The organism is Nocardia cyriacigeorgica GUH-2, from assembly GCF_000284035.1.
GTDB classification, from domain to species: domain Bacteria; phylum Actinomycetota; class Actinomycetes; order Mycobacteriales; family Mycobacteriaceae; genus Nocardia; species Nocardia cyriacigeorgica_B.
In genome coordinates this window covers 5,626,012-5,641,529 of sequence record NC_016887.1, presented here as the reverse complement: position 1 = coordinate 5,641,529, position 15,518 = coordinate 5,626,012, and the positions used below count along the sequence as shown (strand labels likewise).

The following is a 15,518-nucleotide window of genomic DNA, read 5'->3' as shown; positions in this document are numbered from 1 at the left end:
GCCATCGGCGCAGGTAGCAGTTCGGCCGAGTTTCGGCGTGCCGCGCCGCCGCGTCGCGGAGGCGGCCGGATGATTCCGGCGAGTGACACGCTCGGCGCCCGACCGGCTTGGCGTGTCCTCGCGTGACGGGCCGCACAATGGCGCGGCCGAGAGCTCTGTGAGTGTGCTCACAACCCGGCGCGTCGGCTGGGCCGAGCGCCGCACCACCCGCCGATCGCAAACAGTACGGGCGTTACGCTAAAACCGCATGTCAGCGCTACCCGTGAGTAGATTTCACGCTTGCAATTCGCCCGCAAATTTCGCAGAGTTAGCAAACTGTGGGTGAAAGCTAGCTGAGATTCACAGTACCAACAGGTAGACGGCTATTTCTGGATGTGCCATCGTGTGGAAGTACACCCCTTGGGCCTAGCAAGCCTGCAAATTGCCGCTCCAGCAGTTCGTGCGAAATCTCCGCTGGAGGAGCCGGACGGAGCGGCACCGACCGAACGAGGAAGTGGAGTCACAGATGTCGACTGTCGGCACCCCGAAGACCGCTGCCGAAATCCAGCAGGATTGGGACACCAACCCCCGCTGGAAGGGCATCACCCGCAACTACACGGCCGAGCAGGTCGTCAAGCTTCAGGGCACCGTCGTCGAGGAGCACACGCTCGCTCGCCGCGGCTCGGAGATCCTGTGGGATCTCGTCAACAACGAGGACTACATCAACTCGCTCGGCGCCCTCACCGGTAACCAGGCCGTGCAGCAGGTCCGCGCCGGCCTGAAGGCCATCTACCTGTCCGGTTGGCAGGTCGCCGGTGACGCGAACCTGTCCGGCCACACCTACCCGGACCAGTCGCTGTACCCGGCCAACTCGGTGCCGCAGATCGTGCGCCGCATCAACAACGCGCTGCTGCGCGCCGACGAGATCGCCAAGGTCGAGGGCGACACCTCGGTCGAGAACTGGCTGGCCCCGATCGTCGCCGACGGTGAGGCCGGCTTCGGTGGCGCGCTCAACGTCTACGAGCTGCAGAAGGCCATGATCGCGGCCGGTGTCGCCGGTTCGCACTGGGAAGACCAGCTCGCCTCGGAGAAGAAGTGCGGCCACCTCGGTGGCAAGGTGCTGATCCCGACCCAGCAGCACATCCGCACCCTGACCTCGGCCCGCCTGGCCGCTGACGTCGCCGGCGTGCCGACCGTCGTCATCGCCCGCACCGACGCCGAGGCCGCCACCCTGATCACCTCCGACGTCGACGAGCGCGACCGTCCGTTCCTGGACGGCACCCGCACCTCCGAGGGCTTCTTCGGTGTGAAGAACGGCATCGAGCCCTGCATCGCGCGTGCCAAGGCCTACGCCCCGTACTCCGACCTCATCTGGATGGAGACCGGTGTGCCGGACCTCGAGGTCGCCAAGCAGTTCGCCGAGGCCGTCAAGGCGGAGTTCCCGGACCAGCTGCTGGCCTACAACTGCTCCCCGTCCTTCAACTGGAAGGCGCACCTGGACGACGCGACCATCGCGAAGTTCCAGAAGGAGCTGGGCGCGATGGGCTTCAAGTTCCAGTTCATCACCCTGGCCGGCTTCCACTCGCTCAACTACGGCATGTTCGACCTGGCCCACGGCTACGCTCGCGAGGGCATGACCGCCTTCGTCGACCTGCAGGAGCGCGAGTTCAAGGCTGCCGCCGAGCGTGGCTTCACCGCCATCAAGCACCAGCGTGAGGTCGGTGCCGGCTACTTCGACAGCATCGCCACCACCGTCGACCCCAACACCTCGACGGCCGCCCTGAAGGGCTCCACCGAAGAGGGTCAGTTCCACTGATCGGTCTCTGATGGCGCCATCTCCGGATGGCGCCATGAGGGCAACTCCATAGCGAGTCCTCTACCCCGGTAGGGGTGTACCGCCCTCCCGCCCGAACAGCCCCGGGCGGGAGGGCATCCCTATAACTTGATCAACTGAAGGTGCCGGTCACCACCGGGCGCCGACAACCCCGACAGCCAAGACCTACCCCAGGAGCTGGACGTGAGCAGCGAGAAGATTCAACGCGTCGGTGTCATCGGCGCCGGACAGATGGGTGCCGGAATCGCGGAGGTGTGTGCACGCGCGCACGTCGACGTGCTGGTCTACGAGCAGACCCGGGAGCTGGCCGCCGCCGGTCGCGCGCGCATCCTGCGCTCGCTGGATCGCGGTGTGAGCAGCGGCAAGATCACCGAGCGCGAGCGCGAGCAGGCCGCCTGGCGGCTGCGGTTCACCTCCGACCTGGGCGATTTCGCCGATCGCCAGCTGGTCGTCGAGGCCGTGCTGGAGGACGAGAAGGTCAAGACGGCCATCTTCTCCGAGCTGGACAAGGTCGTCACCGACCCGGACGCCGTGCTGGCCTCCAACACCTCCTCCATCCCGATCATGAAGATCGCCGTCGCCACCAACAACCCCGAGCGGGTCGTCGGCATGCACTTCTTCAACCCGGTGCCGGTGCTGCCGCTGGTCGAGCTGGTCACCACGCTCAAGACCAGCGAGTCGGTCTCCGCGCGCGCCGAGGCCTTCGCCGGCGAGGTGCTTGGCAAGCAGGTCGTGCGTTCGGCCGACCGCTCCGGTTTCGTCGTCAACGCCCTGCTGGTGCCGTACCTGCTCTCGGCCATCCGCATGGTCGAATCCGGCTTCGCCACCAAGGAAGACGTCGACAAGGCCATGGTGCTCGGCTGCGCCCACCCGATGGGCCCGCTCGCGCTGACCGACCTGGTCGGTCTCGACACCGTCAAGTCCATCGCCGACTCGATGTACGCCGAGTTCAAGGAGCCGCTGTACTCCGCCCCGCCGCTGCTGATGCGCATGGTGGAGGCCGGGCTGCTCGGTAAGAAGACCGGCGCCGGGTTCTACCAGTACAACAGCAAGTAGCTCTCGCTCTCTCCGGAGAGCCTTCCGGGATTCCTTCGGGCCGGCGGCCAGCAACCGACCGCAGTCACTGCCGGCGGTTGCTGGTCCGCTCTCCGAGGTTCCGGGAGGCGCCGCCGTCGCCGCAGGGCGCCCGAACTGCCGGACGAGTGCCGAACCGCGGCATACCCGGCGGAGTCGACCGGCCCACACCCGCTCAGCTGCCGCGTCGAAGGCCTGGGTCGACGGGGCCCGACCGAGCTCGCGGCGGCGAGCATGGTGATCCATCGATGTAGTTCGCCGGGTATCCGGTAGGTACTCGGGCGGCCGGGCATAAGCTGCGTAATGGCCGCCCGTTGGACCCGGGCGACGCCGAGCGCAGCGTTCTTCGGCATCCATCTCGGCAGGTGGAAGCCGATCAGGTGATCGAAAAGGAGTTTCCCGCTCATGGTCAACGTCACCGATGGTTTCGGGTCGAGCGTCCTCGGATATCCGCGGATCGGGCCGCACCGGGAACTCAAGCGAGCGCTCGAGGCGTACTGGCGCGGCGGCATCACCCGCGAGGAGCTGCTGGATGTCAGGCGCGATATCCAGGAGCGGCAGTTCAGTGAGCTGGCCGCGACCGGGCTGACCCAGGTGCCGGGCAACACCTTCTCCTTCTACGACCACATCCTGGACAACGCGCTGCTGTTCGGCGCGGTCCCGGCCCGGTTCCGGGAGCTGCAAGAGGGGATGGATCCCCTCGACTTCTACTTCCTGATGGCGCGGGGCCGTCCCGATCTGCCGCCGCTGGAGTTGGTGCGGTTCTTCGGCACCAACTACCACTACCGTCAGCCCGAGCTGGACGAGACCACCGAGTTCTCGCTGCACCCCGAGGCGCTGCTGGACGAATGGGATCGCGCCATGGCTCGCGGCATCGAGCTGCGGCCGGTGGTGCTCGGCCCGATGTCGCTGCTGCTGCTGTCCAAGGCCGGGCACATCCCCGGCGAGTCCGGCGGTTTCGACACCCTGACGCTGCTGGACAAGCTGCTGCCGGTGTACGAAGAGCTGTTCGAGATCCTCGCCAAGCGCGGCTCCACCTGCGTGCAGCTGGACGAACCGTGCTTCACCAGCGAGCGTTCCGAGGCCGAGCTGGCGCTGTTCGAACGCGCCTACGAACGGTTGACGAAGGCGCCGCTGCGCCCGCGCATCCTGGTCACCGGCCAGTACGGCGATTTCGGCGAGGCGCTGACCATTCTGGCGCGCTCCAATGTCGAGGCCATCGGCTTGGACCTGGCCTCCTACCGGATGCGCCCGGAGGATCTGGCGCAGATCCCCGGTATCCGGCGCAAGCGCCTCTACGCGGGCGTGATCAGCGGCCAGAACGTCTGGCGCGCCGACCGGTACGTGACCCTGGAATACCTCAACGAGCTGGCCAAGGTCTGCCCCGACCTGGTGGTGTCCACCGGCACCACGCTGCTGCACGTGCCCTATGACGTGCTGGCCGAATACGACATCGAGGGCAATGTCGCCGACCGGCTCGCGTTCGCGAAACAGAAGGTGGGCGAGGTCGTCTCGCTGGCAAAGGCGCTCACCGAGGGCCCGTCGGACAAGTGGCGCAAGCGCCCCACCGAGGTGCATTTCAAGCAGAAGCACGCGGTGCGGCAGCGGGTCTACGCGATCACCCCGGAGATGCGTGAGCGCGCGCCCTACGCCGAGCGGCGCGCCGCGCAGCAGGAGAAGCTGAACCTGCCGCTTGTGCCCGCGACCACGCTGGGCTCCTTCCCGCAGACCGCCAAGATCCGTCAGGCCCGCTACGACCTGGGCGAGGGCCGGCTGTCCTACGACGAGTACCGCAAGCGGATCGAGGCCGAGATCGAGGCCACCATCCGGTTGCAGGAAGACATCGGCCTGGATGTGCTCGTGCACGGTGAGCACGAGCGCAACGACATGATCCAGTACTTCGCCGAACTGCTCGACGGCTTCGCCACCACGCATTTCGGCTGGGTGCAGGTCTACGGCTCGCGGTGCGTGCGGCCGCCGATCATCTACGGCGACGTCTCCCGGCCTGCGCCGATGTCGGTGGAGTGGATCAGCTACGCGCAGTCGCTGACCGACAAGCCGGTCAAAGGCATGGTCACCGGTCCGGTCACCATGATCGCGCGCTCGTTCGTGCGCCAGGACCAGCCGCTGTACGAGACCGCCGACCAGGTGGCGCTGGCCATCCGCGACGAAGTGGTGGATCTGGAGAAGGCCGGCATCTCGATCATCCAGGTCGACGAACCCGCCATCCGCGAACTGCTGCCGCCGCGACCGGAAGGGCGCAAGGAATACCTGCGCTGGGCCGTCGGTGCGTTCCGGCTGGCGACCTCGGGCGTCAAACCGGAAACCCAGATCCACACCCACATCGGCTATTCCGGCCGGGCCGAGGTGGTCGAGGCGATTGAACAGCTCGACGCCGACGTCACCGCGATCGTGGCCACTCGCTCCATCGAATGGGTGCTCAAGGCGCTGAAGGAGGATTGCGCCTCCGGACACGGCCTCAGCCACGGTGTGGGACCCGGTGTGTACGAGAGCCGTTCGGCGCGCATCCCGGACATCGACGAGCTGGACGAATTGCTCACCGCCGCAGCCGAAGCCGTCACCCCGGAACGATTGTGGGCCAATCCGGACGGTGGATTGAAGACCCGGCATTACTGGCAGTTGGAGCCGTCGCTGCGGAATATGGTCGCGGCGGCGCGGCGGGTGCGCCGACGGGCCGAGGCGGCTGCCGCAGCCGCGGCGGAAGCCGAGAACGCGGGCGAATAGATCGAATCGGCAAGGGCCGTCTTCCCGTTCGCCGGGGAGGCGGCCCTTGTCGTGCTGTCGACTGTCGGAAGCTCTGTCGCGGCGATTGCCGGGTGCGGCTGCGGGTAGTCGTGGGCGGAGGCCGCGAGCCCGCCCTACCGGGGTCGCGAGCTCCACGTGATGGCCCGCGATTTTCATGTGGCGGCGCCGCGAGATCCACGAGATGGCGCCGTGAGTCCCACGAGATGGCGCCGCGAGCCTTACCGTGGCGGCGGGGTCGCGAGTCGATCGGTGAGGGTGCGTAGGCCTGCGGTGAGTTCCTCCGGGACCGGAACACCGTCCGGGTCGATCACCCACTGCACCAGCAGGCCGCAGATCAAGGTGTGCAGGACAGCGCCGACGGCGTCATCGGGGCCGGCCTGCCCGAACTGCGCCAGCGCGTGCCGGGCCCGGTCCTTCGCCGCGCTGATCTCGGCGCGCAGTTCGGGTGAATGCAGCGCCTGCGCAAGGCTTTCCATATTGGCCGACCACAGGCTCGGATTCTGCTGGAACGAGCCGATCAGTGCGGCCAGGAACGCATCCAGGCGGGCGGTGCGGTCGCCGGGATCGCCGGGCAATGAGTCCAGAATCTGCTGCACCGCGTCACCGCTGGACTCCATCATCGCCTGGTTGAGCAGGGCGTCGCGGGTGCCGAAATGGTAGTTGATGGCGGCCAGATTGGTGCCGGAGGCGGCGACGATATCGCGCACTGTCGTGCGGGCGTAGCCGCGTTCGGCCAGGCATGTCTTCGCCGCTTCGAGTAGATCCTCGCGAGTTCCCACCACGGCACCGTAGCAGGACCACTGACGAACGTTAGTTACGGCTGTTTCAAACAATCGTCTGTGACAAATGTTTGAAACAGATGTATGTTCGCGGTGACAGGTAGATCCACCGCATGGAAACGAGAGTCCGATGGCCGAGCACCGTCCGCTGTCCCCCTTCGAGAGCGCTTACTTCACCCCCGACGGCCGCGTCGGCAGCGTCCGCACCGGCGGCATGCCCCTGTTCATCGGCTCGACCGTGCGCGGCAGGGTGGACGAGACCACGCTGCTGCTGGCACTGGACGAGGTGGTCGCGGCGCATCCGCTGTTGCGCAGCCGGGTGGTCGATGGCGCGGGCGCCCAGCACTTCGTGGTCGACGATCTCTGGCGGCCCCCGTTCGAAGTGCTCGCCGGCGCCGAGACCGAGTACTTCCGGCTGGTCAATACGCCGGTGGACTGGTCGGACGGGCTGCTGCGCGCCTACCTCCTCCGCGACGGCGACCGCGCCCAGCTCGTGCTGGCCATCCATCACGGAATCGCCGACGGCCGATCGGCTTTCGCGCTGCTGGACCAGCTGTGGCGCCACTACACTGCGCTTGCGACAGGCTCGCCGATGCCGTCCGCGACGGCCTCGCCGGCTCCGCGCGGGACGGGCTCGTTGTCTCCGCACGCGCCGACCCTGCACGCGCTGTCTCCGCACGCGCCGACCCCGGACGCGCTGTCTCCGCACGCGCCGACGCCGCATTCGGCGACTCCGCATGTTCCGACTCCGCGCTCGGCGACTCCACATGCGCCGTCTCCGCACGCGGCGTCTCTACACGCGCCGACCGGCGCGCAAATTCCCGAGGCGCTGGACGACCGCATGGCCGAACTGGTGGACGAGGCGGCGGTATCGGGGTGGGTGGCGCAGGTCCGGGCGCAGGTCGCCGCTGCCGTCCCCGGCTCGGCGCCGGTCGCGTTGCCGCACGACGGAAATGCCGACCCCGGTGGACGATTCGCGATGGTGCGCATCGAGTCGACCGCCGGTGAGACCGCCGAGCTCATCGCCGCGGCCCGCGCCCACGGCATCTCGGTCAACAGTCTGTTCAGCGGTGCCGCGCTGGTCGCGGTGCGCGACCAGTTCGATGCGGCCGGTCCGCTGCTGCTGAACCTCGGGCACGCGGCCGATCTGCGCTCCCGGCTGAGTCCACCGCTGCCCGACTCCGTGCTGGTCAACTTCGCGTCCGGCATCGGGACGCCGGTATTCGTGGACGACGACGCGAGTCCCGTCGAGCTCGGCCTGCGAGTCGACGCCGGCGTCCGCGACGCCCTCGAACGACGGGAAGCCGCCATGGTGCTGCTGGCCGCCCGGCAGTTCGGTCACGACCCGGTCATGGCCGCCGTGCTCTCGATGCCGCCGACCTTCACCATCTCCAATATCGGCCGCTTGCCCGCACATTCGCTGCCCGCCGGGCTGGACTTCGTCCGCGATGACATCTTCGCCATGGCACCGGACATCTCGCCGAAGCTGACCGTCTTCACCGTCGGCGAACGGATGACCGTGCAGATCGAATTCGACACCTCCCTCTACAGCCGCATGCGGCAGGAGAAGGTGCGCTCCGCGCTGGCGGCCACGCTGCGCGGAATCACCGTCGCGGCGCGGGCCGGTCTGGGGTGAGGGTGGGGTGCCGTCCGAGGCATCCATGCGGTTCCGGCCTCATCCTGGGCGCGGTCGGGCAGCAGGTAGTGGACCAGCGCGACGGCGGTGTGTGACGTACCTCCCAGTCGCGGCGAGTCCGCCGAGAACGTCGCCGCGACCGGCGATCTGGCGGCCCATAGGTACGAGCGGGTCCGGCGCCCAGCGCCGGCCGGGAGTGCGGGCGCCGCAGATGCGGTAGGGTTGCGGAGGTTCCGTGCGCTGATCTTTCGCGCAGGTTCCCAACTCCGTCGTGGATGGCTACCTTTCGCGCCGGTCATCGCGGCGCTGCCACCATCGGGTGAGGATTCGAGTCCTGCGCGACGCTGCGGTCTCGCTCCGATGCCGGAAAGGCACCTGTATCTCCATGTCCGACAACGCTTCTGCCGCCGTGTCCGCGGCTTCCCCCGTCGCGCCGTTCACCGAATTCGGTGTGCGCGCCGAACTGATCGATGCGATGCGCGCGGCCGGTATCACCGGCGCCTTCCCGATCCAGGCGGCCACCCTGCCCGACACCATGGCCGGGCGCGATGTGCTCGCCCGCGGCAAGACCGGCAGCGGCAAGACCCTCGCCTTCAGCATTCCCATGGTCGAGCGGCTGGCCGGCGCGACCAGCAAATCCGGGCAGCCGTCCGGGCTGATCCTCGCGCCCACCCGCGAGCTGGCCACCCAGATCGCGGCCACCGTCGAGATGCTGGCGCGGCCGTGTGGGCTGCGGGTGGTCACCATCTTCGGTGGGGTGCCGGTAAACCGGCAGACCCGTGACCTGCGTGCCGGCGCCGACATCGTGGTGGCCTGCCCGGGCCGGCTCGAGGATCTGATGCGCCAGGGCGTCGTCTCGCTCGACGCCGTGCGGATCAGCATCCTCGACGAGGCCGACCACATGGCCGACCTCGGCTTCCTGCCCGCCGTCACCCGCATCCTGACCGCCACGCCCGCGAACGGGCAGCGGCTGCTGTTCTCGGCCACGCTCGACAACGAGGTGGATCGGCTGGTCAAGCGGTTCCTGCGGGAGCCGGTCACGCATTCGGTCGATACGGCCGCGAGCCCGGTGCCGACCATGACCCACCACGTCTTCGAGGTGGCAGGCGCCGACGCCAAGAAGGATCTGGTGCGCGCGCTGGCCTCCGGCACCGGACGCCGGATCCTGTTCATGCGCACCAAGCACCACGCCCGCCGGCTCGCCAAGCAGCTCACCGCCGCCGGCATCCCGGCCGCCGACCTGCACGGCAACCTCTCCCAAGCCGCCCGCGACCGCAACCTGAGCGCCTTCGCCGACGGTTCTACCCGCGTCCTGGTCGCCACCGATATCGCCGCGCGCGGCGTGCACGTCGACGACGTGGAACTGGTGGTGCACGTCGATCCGCCCGCCGAACACAAGGCCTACCTGCACCGATCCGGCCGCACTGCCCGCGCCGGCGGCTCCGGTGACGTGGTGACGGTGGTGTTGCCCGAACAGCGCAAGGACGTCGCGGTGCTGCTACGCAAGGCCGGCATCACGGTGACCCCGCAGCGGGCCGGCGCAACCTCCCCGGCCGTCACCGCCCTCATCGGCGCCGTGGCCGCGCCCGAACACCGCTCCGCGCCGGACACCGGCCAGGACGAGCGCCCCACGCGCGGCTTCCGCCGCAACGCCGAGCCCGCGGCTCAGCCGGCCGGTCGCGGTTCGCGGCGCAACCGCCCGTCGGCCGGTCGGGCGGCGACCGAACATCGCGTGGGTGGCCGCCGCGGGGAGCACGGCGAGCGCGCGGGCGGCCGGCAGGGCGAACGCGCTGCACGTCAGCACGGCGACCGCACCGCGGGCCACCAGGGTGAGCGCACCGCACGTCAGCACGGCGATCGCGCCGCAGGTCAGCTTGGCGAGCGCACCGGACGTCAGCAGGGCGAGCGCCGCGGCGGAGCCCGTCCCGCCGCCGCCACCCGCCACGCCGACGGCCAGGCCCGCACCCGCCAGCCCGCCCGCCGCACCGAGCACGATCCCGCCACCCACCGCTCCGGCGCCCGCTCCGACCGGCCCACCGCACCCCACGGCACGAACGCCCGCGGCCACAACGCCGACACCCCGCGCCGCTTCGAGGACTCCGCCCCCGCGAGCCCCCGTCAGCGCCGCCCCCGTCGCGCCACCCGTGCGGCAGGCTGAGCCCGGCCACGCCGCCCCATCCCGCGGGCAGTTGGCAAACACCCGCATGCGGCGGTAGGCATGAACGCATGAGTACAGCTACCGCCTACGCAATGGCCGGACCGGACGCGCCGTTCGAGAAGGTCGCCATCGAGCGTCGTGAGCTGGGGCCACACGATGTGCTGATCGACATCAAGTACGCGGGCATCTGCCATTCCGACATCCACACCGCCCGCAACGAATGGGGTGGGGCGAATTACCCGTGCGTGCCGGGGCACGAGATCGCGGGCATCGTCGCGGCGGTCGGTTCCGCGGTGACCAGGCACAAGGTCGGTGACCGGGTGGGCGTGGGCTGCATGGTCGATTCCTGTGGCGTCTGCCGGGCGTGCCTGGCCGGTGAGGAGCAGTACTGCACCGGCGGGTCCACTATGACCTACAACACGCCGGTCCCGGAGACGGTGCAGCCCGGCGGCTACACCATGGGCGGCTACTCCACCCAGGTCGTGGTGACCGAGAACTTCGTACTCGCCATCCCCGACGGCCTCGAGCTGGACGTCGCCGCGCCGCTGCTGTGCGCGGGAATCACCCTGTTCTCCCCGCTGCGGCACTGGCAGGCCGGGCCGGGCAAGAAGGTCGCCATCATCGGCATGGGCGGCCTCGGCCACGTCGGGGTGAAGATCGCCGCGGCCCTCGGCGCCGAGGTCACCGTGCTCAGCCATTCGCTGAGCAAGCAGGACGACGGCAAACGCTTCGGCGCCCACCACTACTACGCCACCAGCGACAAGCAGACCTTCCGCGAGCTGCGCGGGAAATTCGACCTGATCATCAACACCGTCTCGGCCGATCTGCCGATCGACCAGTACATGAAGCTACTCGCCCTCGACGGCACCCTGGTCATCCTCGGCCTGCCCGAACAGCCGCTGTCGGTGCGCCCGATGACGCTGGCCGGCTACCGCCGCTCGCTGTCGGGTTCGATGATCGGCGGCATCGCCCAGACCCAGGAGATGCTCAACTTCTGCGCCGAACACGGCATCGGCGCCGAGATCGAGGTGATCGCCGCCGACGAACTCGACGGCGCCTACGACCGTGTGGTCGCCAGCGACGTGCGGTATCGCTTCGTGATCGACGTGGCAACCATGTGATGACTCGGATCCGGATCGGCCGGTGCATGTGCATCGGCCGATCATGGGCGTTCTCAGCTGCGAACGGTCGATCCGAGCAGGTCGAACAACTCGCCTGCTACGTGCTCGGGCAGTTCCAAACCCGGGAAGTGGGTTTCCCCGCCGAGCCGGGTGTAGCTGAACCAGGGATTCCTGGCGGCGAATTCGGCGTGCAGGGCGTCGTATTCGGGCGCTTTCGGATGTGAGAACACGTGCCGAATAGGGCGCGGTGCACTCATCTTCTCCATCCGCCCCATCGGCGAACCCCATGTCCGATAAGCCTTTTCCACCTCGCGCCCGGACCGCGCCCACATGTCGTACCCGTGCCCGCCCGCCTCGAAGCGGACGTGGTTGAGCACCGTTTCGTTGGTGCTCCCGTCCAGCCAGGAACGCAGCAGCTCGTCGCGCGCGGCCTTCCAGGTAGCCGGGTTCTGCAACGCGGCGACACCCGCGGCGAATTCCGGGGGTGGCGGGGTCATGATGAGGTCGAGCAGCAGGACCGCGGGCACTCGCTCGACGCCGAGCTGGTCGGCCATGTCCAGGCCCACCCAGCCACCGTGCGCGTGCGACAGGGGCACGAACGATTCGACCTCGAGCGCATCGAGTAACCCGATGGTGTCGGAAACCTGTTCGGCCACACCGAAATCGCCGACGGGCGAGCGGTCGGGGCCGTGGCCGCGCCAGCACACCCGGATGACGCGATGCTTGTCCCGCAGATACGGCAGTAGCGGATTCCACGCGCGCAGGTCGTGGGCCCAGCCGTTGAGCAGCACGACCGCCGGTGTATCGGGTGCGTAGCCCTGGTCGTCGAAGGCGATCTCGACGCCGTTGATCTTCATCGTGGTGATCATGTTCTTCTCCCTTTCCCGAGCCGCGGCATTGCGGACACGGACATTTCGCCCGGTCAGGCGGCCTGATCGCCGGTGGTGGCCCGCAGGCGCGTCGCGGCCAGTTGTGAATCGGTGAGACCGGGCAACCGGCCTGCCACCATCAACAGCGGATCGCGGACGCCGTCGGGCAGGCTGTTGAGCAGACGCATCCGATACGAGGTCTTCTGCGTGCGTTCGATGCCGGGCCGCTGCTCGCGCTCCCAGCGCGCCAGCGCCTCGGGCAGCGGCAGGCCCGCGCTGACGGTCGCGGCCAGCGAGACCGCGTTGATCATGGCCGTACCGCCACCCTGGCCCAGATAGGGCGGCTGCGCGTGCGCGGCATCGCCGAGGAGGGCCACCTTGCCGCGCGACCATGCCTTCAGGCGGATGAATTCGAAGTTGTCCCAGCGGATCTGAATGTCGGGTGTGGTGCGGAGCAACGTTTCCAGATAGGGGAAGCTGCGCACCCAGGAGTCGACGTCGAGATGGTCACCGCGGGTAGCGGCGTCGTCGGAATCGGCGACCAACGCCAGGTAGACGTGCTCGGGCGTGCACGGCGTGTAGAGCAGCCTGCGCCGGCCCTGGAAATGCTCGAGATGTTTGACGCTGTCGGCGGCCGGCAGGTAGTCGGCCGAGGCGGGCACCATCAGCCGGGCCGCACCCTCACGCATTTGGATGCGTCGAGCGGTGAGACCGAGCCGATCCCGCAGCCGCGAATGCACACCATTGGCGACGACGATCAGATCGGCGCTGGTCGTGCGGCCGTCCTTGAATTCCACCCGCCCGCCCGGATCGGCGGCCACGACCGCGGAATCGGTGACGAGGTCCACCCCGGCGCGGGTAGCCGCCTGCACCAGTGCCTCGATCAACCGGTCCCGCAGCAGTGTGTAGCAGCGCGGCCCGTCGTCGGCGTTGATATCGATCCGGTAGAGCGTGCGACCGTTGCGCGAACGCGCCTCGATGGCGGGACCGATATGCGCGCCGCGGGTCGCGTCGGCGAACGCGCCGATCTCCTCCAGAGCGGACAGGCCGTTGTCCCACACATAGATTCCGGCGCCGATGGCTCGGATCGCGGACTGACGTTCGTGCAACCGCACGGACCAACCCTGCTGGGCGAGGGCGGTCGCGGCGGTCAGCCCGCCGATGCCACCACCGATTACTTCGGCATGCCGGTCAGCCATCGCATGCGGTCCTCTCTGCGGGAAGTGGGTGTGCTTCACGGAATGTGCTGGATGACAGGAGAACTGGCCGCATACGGGTCCCATCCGGGATCTCCGATGTGCACGAATGCGCCCCACTGTTTACGCAGCGGCGCTCCCAGCTCCCGCACCTCGGCGGGCGTGAGCGGGCGCAGCATGGCCGAGTCGTGCCAGGCGGAATCGTCGCCGAACAACAACGGCAGTTCGAGGCAGTGGCAGGCGCCGAACGGATTGTCCGGATGCAGGGCGTGCACGCGGTAGCGGTAGACGTCGGCGCCGTGCGCGGCGAGCAGATCGGCGAAGGCGGTGGTGCCGTCTTCGAAAGCCTTGCGCCCGACCAGGTTCTGCACTGCGGATACCACCCGCGGGCCGGCGATCGGCACCGAGCGGATCCGGGAGAACACCGGATGCGGACCGTCGTAGAACGCCCGCATCTCCTCGGCGGTCGCGCTGATCACCAGGTGGAATCCGGGAGCACGGTCGAGGACTTCACGATGCCATCGGTCATGGTCCGGCAGCGGATCCACCCCCGCGATCGGCAGGAACGGCGGCGCGGAGTTGAGTCCACCCGGGCCGGCGAGCTTCTTCGCGGCCGCGGCCTGGGCGGCCAGTACCTGCGTCAACGGGGCATCCTGCGGGTCGCCGCCGAGCGCGGTGAGAAACGCCTGTGCCGCGCGCTGGGCCTTCGCCGCAGTCTGGAACCCGATCCCGAACGGCGAACTCTGCACGATCGCACTCCGGAACAGCCCACGCGTAGATTCGATACCGAGCATCGCGACAATCGAATGCGCGCCCGCCGATTGCCCCGCCACCGTGACCCGCTCCGGATCACCGCCGAATTCGGCGATATGGTCGCGCACCCACTCCAGCGCGGCGATCTGATCGAGCAGCCCGAGGTTGCCCGGCGCCACGCCCGGCATCCGCAGATAGCCCAGCACGCCCAGCCGGTAGTTGATCGACACGACCACGATGCCGGTCTCGCGCACCAATTCGCTCGCGTCGTACAGATTCCAGGCCCCGCCACCGGCGAGATACGCCCCGCCGTGAATCCACACCATCACCGGCCGCCCGCCCGGTTCCCGATCCGCTGGCGCGGTGACGGTCAACTCCAGGCAGTCCTCCGATTGCGGCAACCGAGCGGGCGCTCCCATCACCGGTTCGAGCCGGCCCGGTAGCTGCGGTGCGCTCACCGGCGACCGGTGCTGATGCGGCCCCTCGTAGGCGATCCGCTCCGGCCTGCCGAATCGAGCCGCCGTGGCGAACGGGATGCCACGGAACACCACGACGTCGCTGTCGTTCATCTCGTCTCCTACCGCGTATCGCAAGTCGACTTGCGTTATCGCCACGCTAGGCCCCTCCGAGCAATAACGCAAGACCACTTGCGATAATCGAAGACATGGCCGACGCGAACCACACACCCCAGCTGCGCGGCGCCCGACTGCGCCGCGCTGTCCTCGATGCGACACTCGCGCGCATCGAAACCGTGGGCATCGACGACGTGCGCGTCGCCGATATCGCCGCCGCCGCCGGCGTGCACGAAACCTCGGTCTATCGGCGCTGGAAAACCCTGCCCCGGCTGCTGCTGGACGCGCTGCTGTCCCGCATGGAAACCCAGATCCCGATTCCGGACACCGGCTCGGTGCGCACCGACCTGATCGAATTCATGACGATGCTGGTGCGCTTCGCCCGCAGCCCGTCCGGTGCGGCCCTGATCCGCTCCACCGCGATCACCGACACCGACGCCGAGGCCGCCGCGGTCCGGCGCGATTTCTGGACCGTGCGACTGGCGGCCTCGCAGGACATCGTCCGGCGCGGAATCGAGCGCGGTGAGATCGCCGCCACGGTGGATCCGCGCCTCACCATGCTCACCCTCGGCGGGCTGGTGCACATGTACATCACCCAGCTCGACGGCGATATCCCCGACGATCTTCCCGAGACCGCCGTCGACCTGCTGATGGCCGGGCTCACCCCGCGCTGACCGGCTCCGCCCGAGAACACGCCGCGTATTTCGGAAACTCTCAGGTTCACCGACCATGATGTGCGCGTGCCCGCTGACGCCGGAACACCGCATCCGGCTCTACCATC

General features: G+C 68.7%; 11 protein-coding genes. 7 read left to right on the top strand and 4 right to left on the bottom strand.

What is annotated here, in order from left to right; all coding sequences use genetic code 11:
- Window positions 1-505 precede the first annotated feature (505 nt).
- The 3 genes from aceA to metE all read left to right on the top strand — a co-directional run bounded on the left by aceA (window position 506) and on the right by metE (window position 5,632).
- Entirely contained in the window at window positions 506-1,795 is a 1,290-nt protein-coding gene (gene aceA / locus NOCYR_RS25250; protein WP_014353246.1) for an isocitrate lyase, read from the top strand.
- 201 nt (window positions 1,796-1,996) lie between these two features.
- Entirely contained in the window at window positions 1,997-2,869 is an 873-nt protein-coding gene (locus NOCYR_RS25245; protein ID WP_014353245.1) for a 3-hydroxybutyryl-CoA dehydrogenase, read from the top strand.
- A 423-nt stretch (window positions 2,870-3,292) separates the two neighbouring features.
- Window positions 3,293-5,632: a 5-methyltetrahydropteroyltriglutamate--homocysteine S-methyltransferase gene (gene metE, locus NOCYR_RS25240; RefSeq protein ID WP_014353244.1), complete on the top strand. Its 2,340-nt coding sequence runs from the start codon at window positions 3,293-3,295 to the stop codon at window positions 5,630-5,632.
- A gap of 239 nt (window positions 5,633-5,871) precedes the next feature.
- On the opposite strand, the gene NOCYR_RS25235 is transcribed toward metE, so the two are convergent.
- Window positions 5,872-6,432, bottom strand: a complete 561-nt coding sequence (locus NOCYR_RS25235; protein ID WP_048834446.1) for a TetR/AcrR family transcriptional regulator — start codon at window positions 6,430-6,432, stop codon at window positions 5,872-5,874.
- A 130-nt stretch (window positions 6,433-6,562) separates the two neighbouring features.
- On the opposite strand from NOCYR_RS25235, the gene NOCYR_RS25230 reads away from it, so the two are divergent.
- The 3 genes from NOCYR_RS25230 (at window position 6,563) to NOCYR_RS25220 (ending at window position 11,347) form a co-directional block, all read left to right on the top strand.
- Window positions 6,563-8,068: a phthiocerol/phthiodiolone dimycocerosyl transferase family protein gene (locus NOCYR_RS25230; protein WP_014353242.1), complete on the top strand. Its 1,506-nt coding sequence runs from the start codon at window positions 6,563-6,565 to the stop codon at window positions 8,066-8,068.
- 385 nt (window positions 8,069-8,453) lie between these two features.
- A complete protein-coding gene (locus tag NOCYR_RS25225) occupies window positions 8,454-10,226 on the top strand; it encodes a DEAD/DEAH box helicase (protein WP_014353241.1) in 1,773 nt (590 codons plus the stop codon).
- A gap of 68 nt (window positions 10,227-10,294) precedes the next feature.
- Window positions 10,295-11,347, top strand: coding sequence for an NAD(P)-dependent alcohol dehydrogenase (locus NOCYR_RS25220; protein ID WP_048833703.1), 1,053 nt, complete (start codon window positions 10,295-10,297; stop codon window positions 11,345-11,347).
- A gap of 53 nt (window positions 11,348-11,400) precedes the next feature.
- Here NOCYR_RS25220 and NOCYR_RS25215 read toward each other — a convergent pair whose 3' ends face one another.
- From NOCYR_RS25215 to NOCYR_RS25205, 3 genes are read right to left on the bottom strand one after another with little or no spacing between them, the layout of a single operon-like run.
- On the bottom strand, window positions 11,401-12,213 hold the full coding sequence (locus NOCYR_RS25215) for an alpha/beta fold hydrolase (protein ID WP_048834444.1): 813 nt from the start codon (window positions 12,211-12,213) through the stop codon (window positions 11,401-11,403).
- Between the two features lie 56 nt (window positions 12,214-12,269).
- Complete coding sequence (locus tag NOCYR_RS25210; RefSeq protein WP_014353238.1) at window positions 12,270-13,415, bottom strand: FAD-dependent oxidoreductase; 1,146 nt, start codon at window positions 13,413-13,415, stop codon at window positions 12,270-12,272.
- Window positions 13,416-13,450: 35 nt separating this feature from the next.
- Window positions 13,451-14,734, bottom strand: coding sequence for a carboxylesterase family protein (locus NOCYR_RS25205; protein ID WP_014353237.1), 1,284 nt, complete (start codon window positions 14,732-14,734; stop codon window positions 13,451-13,453).
- Window positions 14,735-14,829: 95 nt separating this feature from the next.
- Between NOCYR_RS25205 and NOCYR_RS25200 the strand changes: the two genes are divergently transcribed.
- Window positions 14,830-15,411 (top strand): TetR/AcrR family transcriptional regulator, encoded by a 582-nt coding sequence (locus NOCYR_RS25200; protein WP_014353236.1) that lies wholly within the window; start codon window positions 14,830-14,832, stop codon window positions 15,409-15,411.
- Window positions 15,412-15,518 lie beyond the last annotated feature (107 nt).

Coding starts and splice junctions, on each gene's coding strand:
- aceA (WP_014353246.1), top strand. CDS start 506: ATGTCGACTGTCGGCACCCCGAAGACCGCTGCCGAAATCCAGCAGGAT.
- metE (WP_014353244.1), top strand. CDS start 3,293: ATGGTCAACGTCACCGATGGTTTCGGGTCGAGCGTCCTCGGATATCCG.
- NOCYR_RS25230 (WP_014353242.1), top strand. CDS start 6,563: ATGGCCGAGCACCGTCCGCTGTCCCCCTTCGAGAGCGCTTACTTCACC.
- NOCYR_RS25225 (WP_014353241.1), top strand. CDS start 8,454: ATGTCCGACAACGCTTCTGCCGCCGTGTCCGCGGCTTCCCCCGTCGCG.
- NOCYR_RS25220 (WP_048833703.1), top strand. CDS start 10,295: ATGAGTACAGCTACCGCCTACGCAATGGCCGGACCGGACGCGCCGTTC.
- NOCYR_RS25210 (WP_014353238.1), bottom strand. CDS start 13,415: ATGGCTGACCGGCATGCCGAAGTAATCGGTGGTGGCATCGGCGGGCTG.
- NOCYR_RS25205 (WP_014353237.1), bottom strand. CDS start 14,734: ATGAACGACAGCGACGTCGTGGTGTTCCGTGGCATCCCGTTCGCCACG.
- NOCYR_RS25200 (WP_014353236.1), top strand. CDS start 14,830: ATGGCCGACGCGAACCACACACCCCAGCTGCGCGGCGCCCGACTGCGC.